The 24,770-nt window shown below is 47.7% G+C and carries 11 protein-coding genes and 1 pseudogene; 2 read left to right on the forward strand and 10 right to left on the reverse strand.

The window, feature by feature from the left end; translation table 11 throughout:
* The first annotated feature begins 81 nt into the window (after positions 1-81).
* Both K6V30_RS05220 and K6V30_RS05225 read left to right on the forward strand, forming a co-directional pair.
* Positions 82-3,159 carry a chondroitinase family polysaccharide lyase gene (locus K6V30_RS05220; protein ID WP_055269518.1) on the forward strand — a complete coding sequence of 1,026 codons (3,078 nt, stop codon included), beginning with the start codon at positions 82-84 and terminating at the stop codon, positions 3,157-3,159.
* Between the two features lie 427 nt (positions 3,160-3,586).
* Entirely contained in the window at positions 3,587-4,303 is a 717-nt protein-coding gene (locus K6V30_RS05225) for a hypothetical protein (RefSeq protein WP_010536058.1), read from the forward strand.
* A gap of 784 nt (positions 4,304-5,087) precedes the next feature.
* Here the strand turns inward: K6V30_RS05225 and K6V30_RS05230 are convergent.
* The 10 genes and pseudogenes from K6V30_RS05230 to K6V30_RS05275 form a co-directional block, all read right to left on the reverse strand.
* A complete protein-coding gene (locus K6V30_RS05230; protein ID WP_029425187.1) occupies positions 5,088-6,350 on the reverse strand; it encodes a DcaP family trimeric outer membrane transporter in 1,263 nt (420 codons plus the stop codon).
* 103 nt (positions 6,351-6,453) lie between these two features.
* Positions 6,454-6,877, reverse strand: a pseudogene (locus tag K6V30_RS05235) (KilA-N domain-containing protein).
* Positions 6,878-7,000: 123 nt separating this feature from the next.
* Positions 7,001-7,945 carry a tRNA-dihydrouridine synthase family protein gene (locus K6V30_RS05240; protein WP_010536060.1) on the reverse strand — a complete coding sequence of 315 codons (945 nt, stop codon included), beginning with the start codon at positions 7,943-7,945 and terminating at the stop codon, positions 7,001-7,003.
* Between the two features lie 146 nt (positions 7,946-8,091).
* Positions 8,092-10,698 (reverse strand): DUF4955 domain-containing protein, encoded by a 2,607-nt coding sequence (locus K6V30_RS05245; RefSeq protein ID WP_010536061.1) that lies wholly within the window; start codon positions 10,696-10,698, stop codon positions 8,092-8,094.
* Between the two features lie 13 nt (positions 10,699-10,711).
* Positions 10,712-12,655, reverse strand: a complete 1,944-nt coding sequence (locus tag K6V30_RS05250; protein ID WP_022301623.1) for a PL29 family lyase N-terminal domain-containing protein — start codon at positions 12,653-12,655, stop codon at positions 10,712-10,714.
* Positions 12,656-12,693: 38 nt separating this feature from the next.
* Positions 12,694-13,737 (reverse strand): DUF5017 domain-containing protein, encoded by a 1,044-nt coding sequence (locus tag K6V30_RS05255; RefSeq protein WP_010536063.1) that lies wholly within the window; start codon positions 13,735-13,737, stop codon positions 12,694-12,696.
* Positions 13,738-13,770: 33 nt separating this feature from the next.
* Positions 13,771-15,489 carry a RagB/SusD family nutrient uptake outer membrane protein gene (locus tag K6V30_RS05260; protein WP_022301625.1) on the reverse strand — a complete coding sequence of 573 codons (1,719 nt, stop codon included), beginning with the start codon at positions 15,487-15,489 and terminating at the stop codon, positions 13,771-13,773.
* 39 nt (positions 15,490-15,528) lie between these two features.
* Positions 15,529-18,690 carry a SusC/RagA family TonB-linked outer membrane protein gene (locus tag K6V30_RS05265; protein ID WP_010536065.1) on the reverse strand — a complete coding sequence of 1,054 codons (3,162 nt, stop codon included), beginning with the start codon at positions 18,688-18,690 and terminating at the stop codon, positions 15,529-15,531.
* Positions 18,691-18,849: 159 nt separating this feature from the next.
* Positions 18,850-20,385, reverse strand: coding sequence for a sulfatase family protein (locus K6V30_RS05270; RefSeq protein WP_022301628.1), 1,536 nt, complete (start codon positions 20,383-20,385; stop codon positions 18,850-18,852).
* Positions 20,386-20,689: 304 nt separating this feature from the next.
* Positions 20,690-24,754: a hybrid sensor histidine kinase/response regulator transcription factor gene (locus K6V30_RS05275; protein WP_070612728.1), complete on the reverse strand. Its 4,065-nt coding sequence runs from the start codon at positions 24,752-24,754 to the stop codon at positions 20,690-20,692.
* Positions 24,755-24,770: the final 16 nt, after the last annotated feature.

Raw genomic sequence — 24,770 nt, forward strand, 5'->3', positions numbered from 1 at the left:
GTACGATTTGAACCCCTCTTTTTCCGGAAAGAGGGGTTTCTTTGTACCCGGAAATAAACGATCTTTAAACTAATACCCTGAATGATGAAGCAATTCCTTACCCAGTCAGTGACTTTGTTGATATTGTCTTTTCTCAGTCCGGCATTCCTCCATGCGCAGATAGTTACGGACGAGCGGATGTTCTCTTTTGAAGAGCCGCAGCTGCCTGCCTGTGTGACAGGTGTGCGGTCGCAGTTGAACAGATCCGGTGCACATTATAAAGACGGAAAATATTCGCTGGAATGGACCTTTGAACCGAACGGCGTATTGGAACTCAGGAAAGACCTGAAGTTCGAAAAGAAAGACCCGACAGGGAAGGACCTGTATCTTTCCGCTTTCATCGTATGGATATACAATGAACAGCCTCAGGATGCTACCATCGAGTTTGAGTTTCTGAAAGACGGCAGAAAGTGTACCTCTTTTCCTTTCGGCATCAATTTCAAAGGATGGCGTGCGGCATGGGTCTGCTATGAACGCGATATGCAAGGGACGCCGGAAGAGGGAATGAACGGGCTCCGTATCGTGGCTCCCAATGCAAAAGGGCGCCTTTTCATCGATCATCTGATCACTGCGACAAAGGTAGATGCCCGCCAGCAGACGGCGGACCTGCAAGTGCCGTTTGTCAATGCCGGCACCACCAATCACTGGCTGGTGCTTTACAAACACTCCCTGCTGAAACCGGACATCGAACTGACGCCCGTAAGCGACAGCCAATGGCAGGAAATGCGTCTGCTGGAACGGCGTTTCCGTGATATGATCTATACCAAAGGGAAGATTACGGAGAAGGAAGTGGAAGCCATCCGCAAGAAATATGATCTCTACCGGATTACCTATAAGGACGGGCAAGTTACCGGAATGCCCGTTTTCATGGTGCGTGCGTCCGAAGCCTACGAGCGGATGATTCCGGACTGGGACAAAGATATGCTTACCAAGATGGGAATCGAGATGCGTGCTTATTTTGATTTGATGAAACGGATTGCGGTAGCTTACCATAACAGTGAGGCGGATTCTCCGACCCGTGAGGAAATGAAGCGGAAATTTATGGCGATGTATGACCATATCACCGATCAGGGAGTGGCTTACGGCAGTTGCTGGGGCAATATCCACCATTATGGATATAGCGTGCGCGGACTTTATCCGGCTTACTTCCTGATGAAAGATGTACTGCGTGACGAAGGAAAGCTGCTTGAAGCGGAACGGACGTTGCGCTGGTATGCTATCACCAATGAGGTATATCCCAAGCCGGAAGGTAACGGCATCGACATGGACTCCTTCAATACACAAACGACCGGTCGCATTGCGAGCATTCTGATGATGGAAGACACCCCCGAGAAACTGCAATATCTGAAATCCTTCTCCCGATGGATTGACTACGGCTGTCGTCCCGCACCGGGGCTTTCCGGTTCCTTCAAAGCAGACGGAGGAGCTTTTCATCACCGCAATAACTATCCCGCTTATGCTGTTGGCGGACTGGACGGGGCGACCAATATGATTTATCTTTTCAGCCGGACAAGCCTTGCTGTCTCCGAATTGGCACACCGGACGGTAAAGAACGTCCTGCTTGCCATGCGTTTCTATTGTAATAAACTGAATTTCCCCTTATCCATGTCAGGCCGTCATCCCGACGGGAAGGGAAAGCTGGTTCCTATGCACTATGCCTTGATGGCAGTAGCCGGAACTCCCGATGGAAAGGACGATTTTGATAAAGAGATGGCATCTGCCTACCTGCGCCTCGTGTCTTCCGATTCTTCGGTTGCGGAGCAGGAACCGGAGTATATGCCGAAAGTATCGAACGCACAGGAACGCAGGATTGCCGAACGATTGGTCAGAAATGGCTTTCGTGCAGAACCCGACCCGCAAGGGAACCTGTCGCTGGGCTATGGCTGTGTGTCCGTACAACGGCGCGGAAACTGGTCGGCTGTGGCACGCGGACATTCGCGGTATCTTTGGGCAGCCGAACATTATCTGGGACATAATCTCTATGGACGCTATCTGGCACACGGAAGCCTCCAGATTCTGACAGCTCCTCCGGGACAAACAGTGACTCCCGCCACCAGCGGATGGCAGCAGGAAGGTTTCGACTGGAACCGTATTCCGGGAGTGACTTCCATCCATCTGCCGCTGGATCTGCTCAAGGCCAACGTTCTGAATGTAGACACTTTCTCCGGAATGGAAGAGATGCTTTATTCGGATGAAGCATTTGCCGGCGGTTTGTCACAACAGAAGATGAACGGCAACTTCGGAATGAAACTGCACGAGCATGATAAGTATAACGGAACGCATCGTGCGCGAAAATCCTTCCATTTCATCGGTGGAATGATTGTTTGTCTGGGATCGGATATCGAGAACTCCCATACGGAGTATCCTACGGAAACCACCATTTTCCAACTGGCGGTGACAGATCAAGCGGCGCATGACTATTGGAAGAAGGAAGCGGGTGGAGGAAAAGTCTGGATGGATCATCTGGGTACCGGGTATTATGTGCCGGTTGCTGCAAGATTCGAGAAGAACTTTCCTCAATATTCCCGGATGCAAGATACGGGCAAAGAAACGAAAGGAGACTGGGTATCATTGATTATCGATCATGGGAAAGCCCCGAAAGCGGGAAGTTACGAATATGCGATTCTGCCGGGAACCGACCGGAAGACGATGACTGCCTTTGCAAAGAAGCCCGCTTACAGTGTATTGCAGCGAGACCGTAATGCGCATATCATAGAATCGCCCTCTGACGGAATAACTTCCTATGTGCTTTTCGAAACTCCCCGGTCAGTGCTTCCCGGTGGATTGTTGCAGCGTACGGATACTTCCTGTCTGGCAATGGTTCGCAAGGAATCTGCTGATAAAGTTTTATTGACTATAGCTCAACCGGATTTGGCTTTGTATCGGGGGCCGAGTGATGAGGCTTTCGATAAAGACGGAAAACGTATCGAACGCAGTATCTATTCCCGTCCGTGGATTGGTAATGAAAGCGGTGAGATTCCTGTGACGGTAACTTTGAAAGGCATGTGGAATGTAGTGGAAACTCCTTTCTGTAAAGTGCTGTCAAAGGATAAGAAACAAACGGTGCTCCGCTTTCTCTGTAAGGATGGAGCCAGCTATGAGGTAGAACTGGAGAAATAATTTCTTCCTTTCCGGTAAAAGAACTTCTGCCTTCTCGTTGAGATTTCGGAATTAATACATATCTTTGCATACACCTTTCTCCTCCGTCAGCGTGACGTGAATGTAGGGGAAAGGTGTTTTAATACTTATAGGAATATACGTATTACTTCCCTGAGTAGAAAAGTTGGCTACTTAAATTCAAGAGGAAGTGATGCAACAGATATTCCATGCCGATTGTTATATAGCATTCCTATATATAGGATTGGCATGGATGTCTGTTGTTTATCACTAGTCTTGAAGGGTTAGCCAACGCCTCTACTCAGATAGTGAGATGACAACAGCGTCCATGCCTTTCTCTTTTTTACCCCAAACCCCACATCTTTTTTTAGGGAGAGTGCATGGACGCCTAGTTGTTTTTCTGAAAGACAACCAAAACAACGAAAGCGATATGGACTTAGAAGAGGTGATGGCACAAAAGAAAAAGAATCTTGAAATGCTTATCCGAAACAAGGATGAAGCTATCCGGAAAGAGATGCTCCAATACGAGGAAGCGGAACTTTACATTCGTTTGCAGAGCGAATGTTTCAACCTGTATCCGGTAGTGATAAAGGCGATGGCATTGTTGATTGCTGATGATAGAAGGCGTGCCATCTTCTGCTCCATCGTAAAAGGGCACCGGCTGGAAAAACTGGCTGCCGCCCATAATATGACACCGGAAGAAGCTGTGCGTGAGTTCCGTTCTGTGGTATGTGATCTGAATAGTCGGATAAAACACGGGGCATTCACTGCCAAAGAATCCGTCAATCTTCAGTTGATGCTGGAACGTAATTCGCTAAAAGAGAGGTTGCGAAGCTATGACCTATTGTTGCAACAGTTGCAGCAGGAAAACAAGGAATTGCGTGAGCAGCTCGATACGCTTCAAAATGAAGTGAGAGCAGAAAGCGAGGCGGTAATGACGCTCGAGAAGGAATGGGCTATAAGAGAGGAAATAAAGAAAGAACTACAGGAGAAAATGTGGATGGAGCTGAAAAGACTGATGGAGGAATCCAAGGCAATAACAACAATGAAGTCTACAGATCGGGTATCTTTCTTTGTAAGATCTCTCCGGTGGTTGAAAAGGAAACTCAGGTTAGGCTTAGCTAGGACTCAGCCTCCTGTGAATTAAACATGAGTTTTGCTCCCATGCTCTCATTTTCTCCCTGTATCGCTTTATCCATCGTGGTTACAGATATGGTAGCAAGTGTGGTGGCAAGTATGAGGGCAAGTGGTTGCTCTCACTCCGCTATATCGTATTATATATTGTTTTTCTAATGTTATTAATTGATTTATAGGATGTTAATGTCTGATGTGTCAGCTGTTAACAGTTGACACGTCAGTTATTAATAATTGAGAAATCAGGTGTTAATAGCTGAGAGGTCATCCATTATTGACTGATAAATGAGGTAATGCTTTTCGAACGAACAGGTCAATTGCAACAATTGATGTGGTCAAGTCAATCCAATCGGGTGGTCAAGTCAGCCTAATCGAGTACTTCTCCGATTGGTTTCATGGGACGAAACTTTTAGTTTCATGCCTTGAAACCTTTAGTTTCAAGCAATGAAACTAAAAGTTTTAAACGTCTGAGGGTAGTCCGAAAACCTGGTTTGAACCCCATACTGTACGGAAAAGAATATATTTAGGCACGGATTACACGGATTAACACGGTTTTAGTGCTATGATTACGTAAAACAACCGTGTTAATCCGTGTAATCCGTGCCTAATCCTCAATTTATAATTTAGTTCATTTCCGTACAGAAAGAAACAAACTGATAACTGGGTTTTCGGATTGATTCAAAGAAAGGGGTATATTACAATTATAAAGAAGGTGTGTCAATACTAACTGGACTCTGACACACCCTCGACAATATGGGAATTGAATATATAGTTTCAGTTGAATGATTTACTGTAACTTAGAACATGAACATAGCGACTGCTACGATACGGTTATTGCTAACAGAATGAGTATCTATGATCTTGCCCTCCGATTTGTCCAGCTTTCCGTACCATGCCGAACTTAATGTATATTCAACTCCGAACTTCCAGTGAGGAACATTGTAGGTCAGTTCAGCTCCGGCAGTGATCAGTTTGTCAAGGTTGGTTCCTGTTCCATAGAGTTGGTCGGAGACTAATTCGTCGCTTGTACCTAAGTTTTTGGCGTATCCTACAAAGATTCCCGGTTTCCATTTCTGTCCGTAAACTACATTCAGCCAGGAGCTGGAGAAGCGTATCGGAGTGTATTCCTGCTCTTTTGTCTTGTTGTCTATGTGCTTGATTCCGAATCCTCCCAAGCCGGATGCTTGCGTCAGGTTGGAACCTAGTACGCTTTTGGCTCCGATAAACCAATTCTTATTCGTGTATTTTACATGAGCCTCATAAGACAAGGTGGTGATACGTTCGTCTACTTTGCAGATACGTGTGGTAAGTATGGTACTATTGGTGCCCGGATCATACGTAGGATCTTCCCACGAGGATTGTGTACGTGGCTTCAATGAAATCATTTCAATGCCGACACCAGCCAGTAAGCCTCCATTTTTATAATCAGCTCCGATATAAATCTCTGGAATATTGCTCTTCTTTATATATTCCTGACTTTTTCCGGCAGGTCCCTGCGACAGATATTGAGACTGCCATACCAATGCTCCGGTTAACTGGAACTTCTTATCTGTGAAGCGATAACGAATCTGCGGTGCACGGCTGAATGGCTGGAACGGTGCTCCTACGGAAAGATTAAGTATCTGAGGAGAAACATCGCCGAACAACGGATGCCACGTCTGACCTACCAGTACAGCCGACTTTCCCCAGTCCAGATTAAAGTAAGCATGACGGAGGCGTATGGTAGAATAGGAGGTTCCCGAACCACGGAAATCCACTTCCACTTTGGCGGAAGTCTTGGCTGTTCCCAGCTTCGGTCCTGCCACGTCCAGCCCCAGACGGGAGTATAATGTATAGAAGTTGCTGTTCGATGTAGCGTTCAGGTCTTCGCCATTGCCGTCGAGCATTTCATCTTTGGGGTACATGTAGAACAACCCGTCTACCGTTTCCTCGTTGGCACGGCTGTTATAGTAGAAGTCCGTACGAATCTGTCCGTAGAATTTGAATTTAAAATCCTTCAATTGTGCGAAACTGCTTGATAGTGTAATCAAGCTGAGAGATAATAGAATGTATTTTTTCATAATGTGCTTGTTAATAAACGGGCGCAAAATTATATAAAAACGATGGAATAAACGAATAAAAAAGAGAGGAATGGCACTAAATGATTTGGACTGAAAGTCAATTCTACTTTAACAATTTTCTCTTCCCATCATCCTCCAATATACGCATTTGCTGAATAGCTATTTGGTTTAACTTTATGAGTCGCTCACCTTGTGGAATACCTTGGTCAATAAACACGGCATTTAAGTTCTCCATGTTAGAAAGACAAATCAGTTCATTGATAGAGGCATAGTCACGAATGTTGCCTTTCAGTTCGGGGTTCTGTTCATGCCATATTTTTAATTGTACCGAATTCGGTACAATTAAAACTTGGATTGTACAACATTTCCCATTCCCCGATATACTCAAGGGTACTTTTCAAACTAAGCCATCGAAAAATGATATGCTCTTGCATCTGACTGCGAGCCATATCAGTTAGTGAAATATAATCGTTGTCGTTATATGCAACGACCGTAATCTCCGTATTCTGCACTTTAATCTTCGCCATATTTGTATCATTTGGTTTCAAGTTTTCAAAGGTACAGTGAAATATTGAAGAATAGATGCTTTATTCAGAATACTTTCCATTAATGAGAACGGTTAGCAAATCATTAACTCAAAATCGGTCAGCCTATCGTTGATTAAAAAAGGCTTCGGTAGCCTGATAATATTTGCTGATGCCTGTGCTTTTGTGGATTGCTTTTAATATCTTCCTGTCGACTAGGGGTTCCATATATTCCCAAAAGGCTTTCATTTTGTTCAGCAACTGTCCGTTTCCTCCTGTCAATAGTATGTCGTAATCGTCGAACACGTCTCTGTGCATGGATTTCAGTCTTTTCCTTATTTCATCGGGCGCGAGCGTACGGTTTTCTTTGTATTCCAAAGCTAAGGCCGGATTTGCCAGCAGTCCCCGTCCTATCATGATTCCCGCCAGTGAAGGGAATTGCTTGCTGATGCGTTGGATGTCTTTCACAAGATGAATATCACCATTGTAGACAAGCGGAAGCCGGCAGACCTCCCGGAAAGCTGAGAAGCCTTCCAAGTCTACTTCTCCTTTGTATCCTTGTTTGCCCAGACGGGGATGCATGGTGATTTGGCGCAAAGGCAGGTCGTTCAATATAGGAGCCAGAGCCAGGCATTCGTCCGGCTGTTCCCATCCCAGTCTCATTTTGACGGAGAAGCTGATTTGCGGATATCGGGTGACAATGCTGAGCAATGCTTTCACCTCTTCGGGATAAGGAAGGATGCCGGAGCCATTGTGGCGTCTCGCCAGAAGAGGGAACGGACAGCCTAAGTTTATGTCTGCTTCCCGGTATCCTTTCTCGATGAAAAGGGATAAAATCACTTCTGCTTTCTCTGCCGATGAGGCTATCAGCTGAGGTATCAGGTGGGGGACCTTATTCTCCTCAGGTTCGATTCCCCGGACATCTCTGCGACGGGGATCTCCTCTTTCCAGTCGTACGAACGGAGTATAATAAGTGTCTACGCCGCCGAAATACTTAGCGTGTGCGTTGCGGTAAAATGCTTCGGTGTAACCTTGCAGCGGAGCAAAATGAATAGGTAATGTATCTTGCATATCTTTTATTTTGCTGCAAAGATACAGAAAAGTAAAAGAGAGGAACCTCACGGCCCCTCTCTTTTGGGTGTTAAATTGATTAAAGTCTGATTTTCATATACGTTTTTAACGAAAGGTTAGAAAAATCGTGTGTGTGGGGATGCTTTTTATTTAAGTGCATTCAGCCATCCGGGCACGTAGCCCAGACGTTCACGCAATTGTGCCTCGTACAAAGATTCGGGGGATACCTTTGCACCGGTACTCTCTTCATAGGTGACCTGTTGCCGGTCCGTACCTGCGAATTGTACCTTCGTACCGTGTACACCGACTACGATAGGCGGGAAAATCTTCCACCATTTGTCGCTGTCGCTCCACCATTCGAAGTTGGAGGCATGAGAGTCCGTTCCGGTCACGTTCAGGTTCCACAGGGTGAGGTCGCTCAGATGATTGGGGGCTTCGTTTTCATCACCTCCCGCACGGTAGTACACAAGGCCTCCCCGACAGTTGTCTATCAGCGTAGCACGAGGCTGTGTGGCATGGGATTCGAAGCAGGCGTCATTGCCCCAGGTTACGTTCCATAATACGGTTCCTACACTTGGCTTCGATACGCCGCAGCCGTGGAACTGTCCTTGGCAACTCTTGCCGTATACGTCATTTCCTGCGCTTTCATCGCGGACTTTACCGATAAAGACACGTGAGGAACCTTGCGAGCGTACGGCTGAATGTCCGCGTTTTCCACTGATGCGGATGTTGTAAGCCGAGCTGTTGGCAGATTCGGCAAACGTAAGCGCTTCGCTGACACTCTCAAAGTGGACGTTGCGTACCCATGAATTGACTACACGTTGTAAGAGCAACGGTTTGTAGGCTCCGTCGTATTGCCAGCCTACCTTAGCTTGTTCGGCATGGCCTTCTCCGTGGTGGGCGTAGCCGTCCAATGCATTTCCTACAAAGCTGAGGTCTTCTACACCGACATTTTCCAGGTACTTGTATGTGCGGATTTCCCATCCTTCGGTATCGTTATACTTGATGTCGATATCGTGCATGATCGGTTCGTAGAAAGTGATCTTGCCGTTTGCGGCGGATTTCACTTGATGGAACTCGGTGATTTTGACTCCGTACTGGTCGTCAGCGTTCTGGTTGATGGAGATAGGGGCTTTCGCTATCGCCCAGTTCTCATTGAGGGCAATCGGGCCGATCTCTTTTTTCACCAACTCCCTGTCTCCGCTGCGCAGACGTAACTGCACCCACTGGCCGGAAGAAATCCCGGTGGTCCCGCTGACTTTTACGGTGAAGTCTCCGCGTTGTGCATTCTCGGTGACGGAAGCAAGTTGGGGAGAGTTGCCGGCGTTGTTCGGACCGTTCGTGTGCTTGATTGCCAGCAGAACAGGCGATGAACTGAGGTTGCTGATGCTTGTCGGCAGATGAGGTGTCTCCATAATCAGCCGTGTTTTGTCGGGACCGTCACCTTTGATTACAAAGTTACCGCCATAGATTTCAATGCCGTTGCTGACATTGTTGTTTTTCGAGTCTACGGCATCTTTCTGCTTGCTTTCGTCGCGCGTATTGTCGTCGTCGTTGTGAAGAACGTAGTCTCCTGCGGGGAAGTAGATCACAATCTTCGCGTTGGCATTCATCTTGTTGGTTCCGTTCACTTTCGTCATGTTATTCTCCTGCAGGATGTTGATCAGCGCTTCGCGGGCAGTCATGTTTTTGGAAGTCATGCGTTCCTTTACGTTGATCACTTGGTATCCTAAAGAAAATGCGCCTTGCGGCGCACTTTCTCCATGATTATATCCGGCATACGAATAGTCGAGCAGCACATTGTTTTCTCCCTGTTTGAAGCGTTGCCAGGCTAAAGCCGAGCTGGCATCTATTTCCGTAGTCAGCAGTTTCACCGGAAGCTTCACTACCCGGCAGTAGCCTTCTTTCGAGAATATCTTGATGTAAATCTGTTCCTCGTATACTTTTCCTTGTACATTCGTTTTAGGTGCGGTGACAATCAGTTTGTTTTCTGTCAGTTTCACGCCCCATGTCTGGTTTTCGATGGTGGCTGTTTCCACGTTGGCTTGTTCTACCACGAATTCCTGCTTTTGTCCCAGACCGAAAGTGGCTGTACCTTCGTATTCGATGGTCAGGTAGAAGTCTTTTCCGTAGATAGGAACCTTCACCTGGCTGTTGTCGGCACGTATGGTAAAGGTGATCTGTCCGGTAGCTTCGTCAATGGTTACATTGCTGAACAGCGAGCTTGCGTTGGCAACGGCTTGCGTTCCGTCGGCGATCTGGTTGTTGCCCAGTTTGTTCCAGGTGCTTCCGTTATCGACAGAAATCAGCCAGAAGCCGTTTGCATCTACTTTCAGCTTCGGAGTTACCCCTGCTGTTCCTGTTTCGGGGATGGCGCTTACCGGTTTGTCGTTTACAAGCAGCTCGGTGGTCATGCCGTTGATGGTATACGCCCAGTGGCCTGATGCGTTGACGCTGAACAAAGGCATGTCGTTCATGTCTACTTTGCCGCTGTATATGGTTACGGTTTCGCCGTTGCTCAGTTCGATGGTATAGTTGTCCTGCTCATCTTTACTGTACCCCACCACCAGAATTTTCCCTTCAACCATCTGCTGATAGTTGCTGATGTCCGAGTTCATCTGTTCTATGCTCGCTTCCAGGTTGGCCACCCGTTCTGTCAGGTCGTCAATGTCGGAGCGTAGATCATCCCGTTCGTCGCACGAGTAAAGTGCGACGAGGAGGGTGATACATATGATTGATATTACTTTTTTCATACGTTAGTCAATATTAGTTGGTTGCACCGTATTCGGCATATTCTGCATTCGGAACGAAAATACCGTTGGCGAGGTCGAAGGTGCCGCCGTCGAACGGATTGGCTTCTAGTATATTAAGTTGCTCCATGCTTTCAAATGGAGCTTTACCTCCATAGAACATCTGCCAGTTGAATGTCATTGTCTTATAAACAATGTTGTTTACACAAGTCGTTCCGGAAGGGGATGTTGTAACAGGGCGGAAAATAATGCAGGCATTTGCTCCTGCTGTATTTGTCCAGAAGATATTGTTCTTTACAGAAATGTCAGCCAGCTTATCTACATATACCATTCCCGTTGTTGCAGTTTCCAAATTGACAAATGTGTTGTTTTCAAGTACACAGTTAGCTATACCGGCTTTACTTCCGACAAATAGGCCAAACTGATTGACCTTTCCTTCAGGACAATAGAATACATTGTTTTTGAATACAATATTCTTGTAGTCCTGACTAGTGCTCGCTCCGAGGCTGATGATATACTTCTGATTGGCTGATTCAGATTTGAAGGTAGAATTTTCCATACTGAAGTTTTCTATGCTACGGGTGTTGGAACTCAAGTATAGGATGTGTTTCCCTGCGGAAGGAGTTATCTGACATTGGTCAAAAGCTACATATTTAAACGGATTATTATCTGTATTATATGTGAATATCTGATTGTTCAAGGTACTGGTTCCTACTAATGCGATGTTCTTGCATAAGAAATGTCCTTCACCTGAAGTCTGTACCAGTTTGATTTGAACATCAACATTGACTGTGCTGCTTTTCTGTGAGTTGTCGCCAATGAAGATCAGGTTTTGGACACTGCCTGTACCTGTATAATTTATTGTGACTCCTTCCTTGATAAAGTAAATTCCTTCTTTGGTCACTGCCTGATTGGATTCAATATAAGTTGCATCCGGGAATTTAGTTTGGTTTACTTCAATACCATTGATCGTAATATTTCCTCCTGCATTGTATACGGCATAGTAGCTGTCAACCACCTCTACAGCCTTCACCTGAATCTTGGCAACTGCCCAGCTGGCACCCTTATTCACTTGCACGGTTACGTCCGCTCCATTGTCCGCTGTTGCACGTGTATTGGCAACGGCACTTGCCGGAGCTGTGATGCTCAATGTAGCTACATTAGTGCTTTCATCCGCTTCGCTTACGGTAGCCACCCAGCCGGCGGGAGCAGTAACGATGACGTTTTCACCTTTCACTTTCACAGTCGTAGTAGCAGTCTTGCCATAGCCGATTTCCCAGTATCCGTTCTTCATTCCGGTTTCCGGTTCGGTGATTTCGCACAACAGGTCTTTCACGATAGGTATAGAGATGGCTTCCGTCTGTCCTTTCAGTTTGATCACGAAGAATTCTCCGGTTGAGTCTACATATACTTCCTCAAAGAAAGAGTCTGCACTGCTTCCTCCGGAACCATCGCTGACAGCGGATACCTTTTGTCCGTCTGTATCGAGTACATCTTCCCAGTTCGCTCCGTTATCATAGCTCACCTGCCAGAAGCTTCCTTCGTCCGTAATCCGGAACTTGGGAGCTATACCGTCTTTACCGGGAGTTCCTACAGCCTGAACAGGTGTACCGTTCTGCATCAGCACTTCACCGTTCACTACCCATTGGCCTTCGTCATTGACGGTAATTTCAGGATAAGCCACTTCTCCCTTTGAGCCTTGTGTCAGTGAGATGGTTTCTCCGTTGCTCAGTTTCAGTTTATATGTACCGTCTGTATTTGTCACTTCTGTAATAGTCTGACCACCTTCAAGCAATCGCTTGATAGCTGTCATGTTATCGTTCAATAGACTGACTTGTGCTTCCAGAGACGCTACACGGTCTTTCAGATTGTCAACATCGTCTCTCAAGTCGTCTGTATCGCACGCTGCCAATGCAAACAGCGCAAATGCGGTTAACATGATTGATTTAAAGTAATTCATAGATATAATGTATTAGTTATTATTTTATTCGTTGATTGTTATTCTACTACGTTCACAACCATGTGGTAGGTAGTAGTAGATGAGTGGTCGATATTGGCATTTCTGGCGAGGAACGTTACGTTGTAAATACCAATCTCGTTGTACGTATATGTATAGGAGCTCAGACTCTGAGTGATATCCTTCACCTTTGTTCCCTGATCGGGGCTGCAAGAGTTGACGGTGATCAGGTCAGAGACCAGCCAGCTGTATTTCAGCGGATCATTTGCATTGGTACTATGGATGAAGAAGGAGCCACCGCCTACACCTGTCAGGTTCCAGATACCGGATGTGTTGTTTGTAACCGTTCCGTATTCACGGTCATTGGTCATGCCTGTCTGATCTTTCAGGTTCCATTTGTTCTTCATGTTGACCGGAGTGAAACCGAAAGAACCGGCAGAATATTCAGTTTCCTGTCCGCTGGTCATCACATTGTTGATGCGCATCTGCTCAAAGTACATCTTTGACTGTGCTACGGTATTGTCAATACCCCGGTAGCAAATGGCGATGGCAATTCGTTTGCCCATGTACTCTTTCATATCGAAACTGTATGGAGTGGCAAGATCAGCATTACCTACCGCCGCTGTGGGGAAGGAGGATTGTGGAACCAGTTCTTTCCATTTACCGTCCTTCTCGAATTGCTCTACAAGCAAAGAGTCGGCTTCGAAATTATCCTTGTATAATCCGGTGAATTCGTCGGATATATACACGTGTTTCTCTAATGTCGTGCTTGGGTTTCCATACTGGAACCAGATAGAGAAGTTCAGTGTGGACGACTTGATCTGTGAAGGATCAACCGTTTCGCGTTCGCGATACTCGTATTTGCTGCCTGCTTCTCCACTGAAGAAGGTCAGGAAATCCGGATCGCCCGAAAGGATGAACTCTATCGGAGTGCCCTTCTTGGCAGTAATGATCTGTCCGTCGAAACTTACATTTTCGTTGGTTGCTACTTTTACGTGCAAGCCTACCGCTTCGTCCAGCCCGTCGCTGCAAGCCCCGAAGAAGAGGCTCGCTATACAGATGGCTATGAGTTTATATGTTTTCATAATCTATGATGCTTTTATGGATGAATACTTTGATTACCAACCCGGATTGTTCTGTGTGATATCTTTGTTCACACTCATTTCCGCATCCGGAATCGGGAAGTAGTTGTATGTGCTGGAGATGTTGAAGTATGTATATACGTTGGTCGGTCCCTGCGTCCAGTTATTGCCGGATTGTGCTTCGGTCACCAGCGCTCTCATGTTCTTTACATACTCACCCCAGCGGATCAGGTCGAAACGGCGGGTGTATTCGAAACAAAGTTCCATGGCACGTTCATCTTTTACGGTCTGGCGGAATTCTGCCTGCGTCATGTCGGAAAGCTCGCTCAGACCGGCGCGGTCTCTTACTTCCTTCAGACATTGGTAAGCCAGCGCGGTAGGACCGTCATTCGCTTCGTTTTCCGCTTCTGCGATCATCAGCAGTACGTCTGCATAGCGCAGGATGGGGAAGTTGATAGCCGTATAGTTCTTGTCTTTCTTGTCCGCTTCGTATTCACGGCGGTACTTGCCGCACATACGGCTGTAGTTCTTGGTGGCTGTGGTCTTTTCTGTGTCACCTGCGTACTGGTAAGTTCCGCGTTCCTGACCGTATTGAGACATTACTTCAGCAAGTTTGCCCTGCTCAAATTCACGATGGGTTACCCCTGTATTCTTACCTCCGGCTTCTTTGTATTCAAACGGTGCGATGCTCCAGTTGAAACGCTTGGTGTCACCGTTGTTCACATAAAGGTTGTACAGTTTCGGAGTGCTGTAGATGAAGGCATAAGCATATCCGGGGTCTTTTGATCCTACCACGTCGCTTTTGGAAGACATATCGGGGCCGGCAAGTCCGATGATGTTACCGATACGGCCTTCCGCCTGTGTATCCGAAGTGTTGTTGCCTGCGAATTCGGCTTCCCAGATACTTTCGTTGGCAGTGGTATTATACTTGTCGGAACACATATCGATGAAAGGGTCCCAGTAGTTGGCAGCCAGTTTGTGTCCGGCAGTCATTACTTTCTGGGCGTAGAAGCTGGCTCTTTCGAAATAGTCCTTCTTCTCGGCCTGTGTGGCATTGCGGTCTTCGCGGTAGTGCTCGCCTGCACGGAACAGATAGACACGTGCCAGTATGCCCCATGCGGTAGACTGGGAGATACGTCCCGGCTTATAAGCAAGGTCGGCTGCTGACTTCAGACCGGTCTCAGCCGCATCCGCCATTTCGGAGACGATGAAGTCGTAGATTTCCTGTTTGTCCGTACGCGGGATGTTCAGGTTGGTAACGCTTTGCGTAGAAACCGTTTTGAAAGGAACATCTCCCCAGCACTCCACCAGGTTGAAATAGTAGAATGCACGCAGGAAACGGGCTTCGGCGATGTATTGCTCTTTGACGCCTGAGTCGAAACCGGTTACTTTATCGATGTTTTCGAGGAACATGTTGGCACGGTTGATACCTGAATAGAGGGCATACCAGAAGGCAGTCACGGCATTGTCACTGGTAGTGGCATTGTTACAGATCAGTCCGGTAGAGGCAGGACCGCGTCCGCTGCCTCCGTAGTGCGATAAGTCGTCACCGGCTACGAGATACATATAGTCGCCGCCGTAGAAAGTGGGTTGCGACAGTATGGCGTAGACGCCTGTCAGGAATGAGTTGGCTTCAGCGGGGGTGTTGAAGTAGTTCTCCGGCGTCAGTTTGGTAGGTTCTTTGTCCAGAAAGTCACAGGATGCCATGCTGAAACCTGCCAATAGAGCTATGATTGTTATTTTTAATGCTTTCATAATCGAATTCTTTTTTCTAACTGTTACTATCTTATCCATTTAGAATCCCAGACTTACACCGAAGCTGACAGAGTATGCTCTCGGATAGGAAGAGTAGTCCAGGCCGGGAGTCAGTGCGCTGTTGCGTACAGATACTTCCGGGTCATAACCGGAATAGCCGGTGCATGTCCACAGGTTTTGTGCGGCAACATAGACACGCGCTTTGTCTATTTTCCATTTCTTCACCAGCTTGGAGGGGAAGGTATAGCCTATGGTCACATTCTTCAGGCGGAGGTACGAACCGTCCTCGATGATGCGTGAAGAAATGACACGGTTGGAAGAGGAGTTGGTAGCCGCGGGAATATCACTGGTCGGGTTGTCGGCTGTCCAACGGTTGGCATAGCTGGCGAACTGGTTCAATTCGCGTGATCTGTTGTTAGAGCTTTCAAAGAACAGACGGTTGGCATTCATGATATCGTTGCCGTAAGACCACTGGAAGAAAATGCTCAGATCGATACCTTTGTATTCAAAGTTGTTGGTGAAACCACCGGTATGTATCGGAAGTCCGCGTCCGATAATCGTACGGTCGTTGGAGTCAACTACTCCGTCGCCGTTAAGGTCAGCGTATTTGGGCATACCCGGCTGAGTGTTGGTCTCAGTAGAGTAGTGGGCTACTCCTGGTTTCAGGCTGTATGAATTACCCGATTTGTTGAAGTCGTCATACTTGTATGTGCCTTCGTAAACGTAGCCGTACATCAGTCCCATCGGCAGACCGATTTTGGCGATGTAGCTGGATTGACCGTTGTAGTTCTGGTCGAACTGGGCGGCAGTCAGCAAGGCTGTCTGATTTTCCGACAGGGCCAGTACTTCGTTCTTATTGAAAGAAATGTTGAAGTTAGTCGTCCACTTGAAGGCGCGTGTCTGGAAGTTAACTGTGTTCAGACTGAGTTCCAGACCGTCGTTGCGTACTTTACCGATGTTCTTCGTAGCGCTGTAATAACCCGAAGAGTAGGGCAGAGAAGCATCCAGCAACAGGTCGCGGGTAGTCTTCCGGTAGATATCCATCGTTATTCCGATGCGTTCGTCGAAGAATCCGAGGTCGAGACCTGCATTCCATTGTTCGGTTGTTTCCCATTTCAGGTCTTTGTTGGGCAAAGAAGTAGGAACGACACCTGCATTGGTTGCATCATTGTCGAACGGATAAACACCGCTTGGAAGGGAGTTTGTCGATGTATATGAGCCGACTCTGGATTTCAATACGGCCAGCAGTGCATAATAATCGTACTCACCGATACGGTTGTTACCCGTGAGTCCCCAGCTCAGACGAATCTTGCCGCTGGACAGTACGCTTTTCAATGGTTTCATGAACTCTTCTTCTGTGAAGCTCCATGCCAGTGATGCGGAAGGGAAGTATCCGTAACGGTTGGCCTTGTTGAACTTGGAAGAACCGTCGGCACGGAAAGAAGCGGTGGCGTAATACTTGGACATATAGTTGTAAGTCACGCGTCCGAGGTACGACAACATCGCCCATGAGGATTTTGCCGAAGTGGTAGTACCTGCCTGTCCTTCGCTCATGCCCGCCATTCCGAGTGACTCGTTGGGGATGTGCGTTGTGCGGAATGAATAAATCTCGTAGTCCGAGTTCTGGAAAGTGATACCTCCCAATACGTTGAGGAAGTGTTTCTTTTTGATGTTGGTCTGATAAGTCAGCGTGTTTTCATTCAGCCATGTCAGACGTTCCTGACGGGTCACCTGAGCGTTCACCTTATCTGTAGAAGTCGGTCCTCCGTAGCGGGTATTCGAGTTGTTGAACTGATCCTGCTTACGTGAGTCGTAGGTATATCCGGCGGAAACTTTCAGTTTCAGACCTTTCAGTACTTCGTACTCTGCGAATCCGTTCATCTGCAGATTGTTGGTATAGCTTTTCCGGTATTCGTTCTTCTGCGATTTGATCGGGTTGAAACGGTAGTCATTACTTGAATCTACGGCGTTGTCCGTTGCGCTGTCCATCAGGAAGCTGAGCGGAGTGTCGGGAGAAGTCACCGGACGGTAACCCCATACGCTATAGAAAAGGTTGTTCATACCACTGTAGGAAGTAGAAGACGGAGTACTGCCTGTCTGGATAGAACGTGAGTAGTTGGTAGTCAGGCTCATGTTCAGTTTGCCGCGGCGGACTACGGTGTTCATACGTCCCTGCATGCGCTTGTAACCGGTCTCTATCAGTGTACCGTCCTGATCGAAGTAGGACAGGGAGGCGTTGTAACGTACCCCTTCCGTACCTCCGGCAAGTCTGATTGTGTGATTCTGCTGCCAGGCTGTTTTGAATATCTCGTCCTGCCAGTTATATTGTTCGATGTTCCGATAGTCGTCAAGTGTCCATTGCTTGCCTTCATAGTTCATCAGGTACGAACCGGCCACTACGGTGGGATACATTTCATTCTGCAGTTTGACAAACTCGTAAGCATCCATCATCGGAATAGTGCGGGTGACATGCTGCACACCGAAACTGCCGTCGTAAGATAGCTGTGCCCGTCCTACTTTACCTTTCTTGGTGGTAATGATGACAACACCGTTGGCGCCGCGCGCACCGTAGATCGCTGTAGCCGACGCGTCTTTCAGGAAATCGAGTGACTCGATATCGGAAGGATTCAGTGTGCTGGCCGCCGATGAGTCTTCTATCGGGAAGCCGTCGATAACGAACAGCGGTGAGTTCTCCTGTGTCAGTGAGTTGTTACCACGAATCACAATGCTCATGTTGCCGCCCGGCATACCTTCACCCGAAGTCACGTTTACTCCGGCGATACGTCCTCCGAGGGCCTGGTCGAATGAGGCGACGGGAGCGGTGAGCACATCTGTCATATTGGCTTTCGCTACAGAACCGGTGAGGTCGCGGCGACGCACTTCCTGATAACCGACAACAACGACTTCGTCCAATGTTTTAGTATCTTCTTTCAGGGTGATTACCATCGGCTTCTGCGAGTCTGCTTTTACTTCGACAGTCATATAGCCAATAAAGGAAATGACCAGAGTAGCATTCTTTTGGGGGATGTTGAGCGAAAATTTACCGTCAAGGTCGGTGATCGTTCCCTGCGAAGTGCCTTTTACCTGAACACTGGCTCCGGGAACACCTTCTCCTAAGTTATCCTTCACAGTACCTTTGACAAGTACCTGTGCAAGCACAAATGGAACAGAAAGCAGGAGTATCCCTATCATAGAGAACATCCTTTTTCTAGTCTGGTTGGATAGATGTTTTTTCATATATTAAAAATTAAGTGATTTTGTTGAGTTTACGATGGCAAAGATATACGCATTGATTGTTCTCATATGGATAGAATTATTCAAGATTGATACAAAATAATACAAATCTGCTATTCTCATAAGTTATCTTGTTTTTACCGATTTAAGTAGCTCAGACAGCTCTCTGACGGCCTCCGGATGCAGTTTCGCCACATTGTTTTTCTCCGATGGATCGGAGGATAAATCGTACAGTTGGGGTTGCCTGTCGTTGCCAAGTTCCATTCTTGTCCAGTATTCGATGGCGGGTGCGTCACTCGGTTCGATGTACTTCCATTGTCCTTTCACGATGGCGAGCGTATTATTGAGATTTTGCTGTACGATGTATTCACGGTTGGCGTCGTCTTTTCCCAAAAGAGTGTTCAGATGTTCCTGACTGTCAGGAGCCGCACCTTTCGGCAGCGGTTGTTTCAGTAGGGCGGCAAGCGATGCGTACACGTCTATCTGTGAGAAGAGAGCCTGCTGCTTGTTCGGTTTCACTTTGGCAGGCCAGCGGAGGATAAACGGAATGCGGGTTCCGGCTTCGTAGGCGCTGTACTTTCCACCTCTGTAAATGCCCATTGGGGTATGTCCGTTGAGCAGCTCGAAAGCTTGGTCCTGATAACCGTCGTCGATGACGGGACCGTTGTCGCTGGTGAATATAAAGATGGTATTGTCCGTCAGCTGGAGGCTGTCGAGGGTGTTCATGATTTCTCCGATTGTCCAGTCGAGTTGCAGGATCACGTCGCCACGGGTTCCCAGACCGCTCTTTCCGGCAAAGCGGGGATGTGGTACACGCGGTACGTGTACGTCTTGTGTACCCATATATAAGAAGAAAGGTTCTTCTTTGTGGGAAGCGATGAAGTTCTTTGCTTTATCGGTGATGATGTCGGCGATGTCCTCGTCTTTCCAAAGGGCGGACTTGCCTCCGGTCATCCAGCCGATGCGGGGGATACCGTTGATAATCGTGTTGTTATGTCCCTGACTGGGCTTTAATTTCACGAGTTCCGGATTTTCTTCTCCCGTAGGCCAGTTGCCTACTTTGTGGTCATAGTTCACGGTAATCGGGTCGTTCGGGTCGAGCCCTGCCACGTGCCCGTTCTCTACGAATACGCAGGGGACACGGTCTACGGTTGCCGGAATCACAAACTCGTAGTCGAAGCCGATACTCTGGGCGTTGGGGGTAATTCGTCCGTTGAAGTCGGTTCCTCCCTTCGGACCGAGTCCGAGATGCCATTTGCCGACAACTCCGGTAGCGTAGCCTGCTTCTTTCAGCATATCGGCCATTGTGACGCAGGCGGTGTCGATAATCAGTTCCGAGTTTCCGGGGGCGATACCGGTATTTTCTTGTCGCCACGGATACATTCCGGTGAGCAGCCCGAAGCGGGACGGGGTGCTGGTGGCGGAGGTTGCGTAAGCGTTGGTGAATTGTACTCCCTGTCCGGCAAGGCGGTCGATATGCGGGGTACTGACCTTTGTTGCTCCGTAGCAGCTAAGGTCGCCTATGCCGAGGTCGTCCGCGAATATATAAATAATGTTGGGCTTTGGGGAGTTTTGTCTATTGTCTTTTTGTACTTTCTGATTGCATCCGGTCAGCAAGGCCATACCGGGCAATAGCGGCAGTAAACGTGAGACATTCTTCATAATGTTGTTTTTTTATGGAGTGATTACTGAACACAAAGATAAGAGGATTGGCGGAAATGACTGAGCAGGAATGTACAGGTGAGATACAAAATAGTCCATTCTAAAGATAGAGGTTAAATGTTCCGGGGCTACGGATGCCTTTCCCTGACATCGTAGCCCGGAGCTTGTGCCACGCTGTTGGCACAGCTGTGCCACTACGATGGCACGGTCGTGCCAACGGCGTGGCACAAGTGTGCCAATAGGCGGGAACTACTTTGGCATAGGTTCTCCCGTTTCAAATGCTACTTGCTTACCTGTTTACAGGTTATTGGTCCGTTTCTTCGTCTCCTTCTTCTTCTTTTTCTTCACCCTTGCGGTAGGCAAGCGGACTGACATGGTAAATCTCCTTAAAGCATTTACTGAAATAGCGGGAAGAAGAGAAACCGATCCGGTCGGAAATTTCCGTAATGTTCAGCTCCGGATTGTTCCGCAGCATGACGGCTCCTTTCTTGAGACGGATACTTAATATAAAGTCGTTCGGTGTCTGGCCGGTGACGGCTTTCAGTTTCGTGAACAGATTGGTACGTGCCATGCCCATTTCCCGTGCGAAGATGTTCACATTGAAGTCTGTGTTGTCCAGATGACGTTCGATGATAGCCATGGCACGGTCCAGCATTTCTTTATCCATTGGGTTGGTAGCGAGCATTTGGGCAAATGCTTGTGGCTGTTTGCTGAATTTCTCTTGCAGCAGTCGGCGTGAGTTCACCAGATTGTTGCAACGGGAAATCAGCAGGTTGGTGTTGAACGGTTTGGTGATATAATCGTCCGCACCGATTTTCAGTCCTTCAATGTTGTGTTCTACTGCCGTGCGTGCCGTCAGCAACACCACAGGTATGTGGCAGGTATTGAAATCCGTCTTAATCTGCTTGCAGAGTTCCGTACCCGACATACGCGGCATGACAACATCACTTAGTATGATGCTGGGCATGTCTTTCTGTATCAGTTCCATGGCTTCTTCTCCATCAGAAGCGGTAGTGACCTGATAGAAAGTCTCGAAGATGCTTACTAACATCTGTTTGATGGATTCGTTGTCTTCTACTATCAGCATTTTGGCATCCTCGATGCGTTTGTTTTCTTCCTCCTTCCATCCGGAGTCGGGCAGTATTTCTACTGACGGCACAAAGGTTTCCGGTTGTTGCCGGATGCTGTCATCCGTAGATTCCTGCACTATTTGCTCATCGGTGAAGTGCTTGTTGCCCAGTTTGAGGGTGATAATGAAACTGCTGCCTTTGCCCGGTTCGCTTTCTACCCGAATGGTGCCGTGATGGAGTTCGATAATACCTTTGGTCAATGCCAGTCCGATACCGGTTCCGGTTCCCGTATTCAGGGAGTCCAGACGTTCGGTCTGATAGAAACGGTCGAATATCTTATCTATTTCAGCGGCAGCGATGCCCGTGCCCGTATCTTTTATTTCGATAATGACAGAGTGGTTCTCCTGCGATACGTTGATGGAGATGGTGTCTTCCGCCTTTGTATGCTTCAATGCGTTCGACAGCAGATTGTTCACTACCTTCTGCATTTGCTTCTGGTCGTACCATACTTCAATATCATCCGACTGTTTGTTGAACTTGAAGTTGATTTGCTTGCTGCTGGCGTATTCCAGAAATAACAGATAATTCTCGTACAGGAAGTTTACCAGATTGTGCCGGCTGACTTTAATCTTCATGTGTCCCTGTTCCTGTTTGCGGAAGTCGAGCAATTCCGTAATCAGTTCACGCAGTTGGAGGCTGTTTTTGTATATGCCTAATATCTTATTATATATATTAGGCGTGAATGTCTGCACCTGTAACAGCGTCTCTACCTGCCCTACGATCAGTGTCAACGGAGTACGGAACTCGTGGGAGATATTGGTGAAGAAGCGCAGCTTCGACTGGTTCAGTGCTTCGAGGTCTTCGATATGCTTCTTCTCGTACTTCAGTGACTCACGCAGTTTGATGCGGGAATTGTAGTTCTGAATGAGATACCACAGCAGACTGACAGTGCAAATGGTATAAATCAGATAAGCCCACCACGTCTCATACCAGGGCGGCAATACGCGGATCAGGAGTCGGGCAGCTTCGATGCCGTCTCCGTCCGATTTGATGACGAGCGTATATTTGCCCGGGTTCAGGTTGGTATAAGTGATAAGCGTCTGTTTGCGGTCAGTATGATTCCATTCGTCAGAGAAGCCTTCGAGGCGGTAAACGATTTCATTCCTGTTGGCAGGGATGAAGTTGGAAGTGGCATATTCTATGCTAAACATGGACTGGTCGGCTTTCAGACTGATTTCCGATGTATAGGCGATGGACTGGTCCAGAATGCTGGTGTCGTCTCCGGCGGTGATTTCCTTTCCGTTGACCAGCAGACGGGAAAGGATGATGCTGTAAGACTTGGGGGTAAAGTGCAGTTTCTTTTCCCAGAAAGAGATCATTCCCTGGATACCGCCGAGGAATACTTCTCCGTCATGTGTCACGAACAATGCGTTCTCGTTGACGGCAGTCAGCGGGAATCCGTTCTCGGTACCGTAGTTGTAGAACTTCTTCTGTGGGTAGTCAAACTGGGAGAATCCCTGATTCGTAATCAGCAGCAGGTCTCCTTTCTGTATGGATGACTCGAATACTTCGTAGATGCAATCGCTGGATAGCCCGTCTTTCTGTACGTCGAAATTCTCAAAGTCGTTGCTTTCCTTGCGGTAACGGTCGAGCCCGCTTCCGGAAGTGGAGAACCACAGATTGCCGTTACTGTCTTGCATGATACTGTTGACATTGTTGTTGCTGAGGCTGTTCGGATTGGCGGGATTGTGCGCATAATGGGTGAGCTTGCCGGTGTCGAAGCGGTAGGAATATACCCCCTCTCCGGTAGCGGAAATCCATAGCGTTCCGTCTTTATCGATATAGAGGCTGGCTACCATGCCGATATTTCTGCCTTCTTTGGTGTCTTTGAAAAGATGTTCGCAGGTGCCTGTTGCCGGATGGAAGAGGCATACTCCGTTTTGTGTGGCGATAATCAGTTTGTCTTCGTAAGGTACGATATCACGGACAATGTCCGAGGGCAGTGCGCTCAGATCGCCCGCTTTCATCCGGTAGACGGTGAAACGGTTCGTGCGCAGGTCGAGTTTGTTTAGTCCTCCCAAGTGCGTACCGATCCACATTATTTCCTGTGCCCGGTCGTAATAGATTGCTTTGACATTGTTGTGCGAGATACTGTTTTTGCCTTCTTCGTGGCGATACCAGCGGTAGGTATTGTTTTTCCGGTTGTAGACATTTACTCCGCCGCCTTCGGTACAAATCCATAAGTTACCGTCTTTATCTTCCGTCATTCTGCCGACGATGGGGCTGCTCAGTCCTTCTTTCTCTGTGTCTCCCACTTTATAGCGGGTATAGATCTCATATTCCGGATTGAAATAATTGACACCGCCGAAATAAGTCCCCAGCCACAGTGTGCCCTGTTCGTCTTTCACGATGCACCAGATGGAAGAGTGGGTAAGTCCGTCGGGTTTGTTGTCATTGGCGGTATAAAGCTGGAACTGTCCCGTGCTTTTGTCGTAACGGTTTAGTCCGTGGAAGGTTCCGATCCATAGATTACCCAGATTGTCTTCGCAGCAACTTCTGACGAAGTCGGAGCATATACTGTTCGGGTTCTTCGGGTCGTGGCGGAAGTTTTCGATGGCGCCATTGGTCCGGATACGGTATAATCCCTCTTCCCAGCTACCTATCCATAGCTCCTTGGAGGAGTCTTCGTAGATGCTTGCTATGTTTCCTTTCGTGATAGGCTGAGAGAGTTGTTTGTCTTCCGACAGGCAGTAAACGCCGTTGCTGGTGGTTCCCATCCATAAGTTTTTCTTCTCGTCCAGATGGAGGCAGGATAGTGTGATGTCTTTGCCGGCGAGGTGGTAGTAAAGGTCGAAGTTGTTCGTGTTTTCGTTGAATACGAATACTTCCTCCCTCTTTCCGATGTATAGCTTCTCGTTGTAGTAGATAGCGTCCACATTGCCTTGAAGCAATGTCCTGAACCTTTGAGTGGTCATATCAAATTCGGCTACTCCGTCGGTGCAAAGCAGATAAACTTTGCCGTTCTTGTTGCCTGTGATACGGAGCACGGTATTGCTGAACAAGCTGTTTGGATCATTCTTTTTGAGCTTGAAGCTTTTGATGTCGTTACCGTTATAACGGTTCAGCCCTTCGCGCGTACCTACCCATATAATGCCCCGTTCGTCAATATATAGGCTGTTGACAGAAAACTGAGAAAGTCCGTCGTCTGTGGTCAAATGGCTGAAAGTAATATTTTGTCCTAACGTGCGGACAGCAGTTACGCTTAGAAATAACAGAAATAAAAGGATTACTTTTCTCACTAATTCGGCTGTTTAA

This window comes from Bacteroides faecis (assembly GCF_020091505.1).
Lineage (GTDB): Bacteria > Bacteroidota > Bacteroidia > Bacteroidales > Bacteroidaceae > Bacteroides > Bacteroides faecis.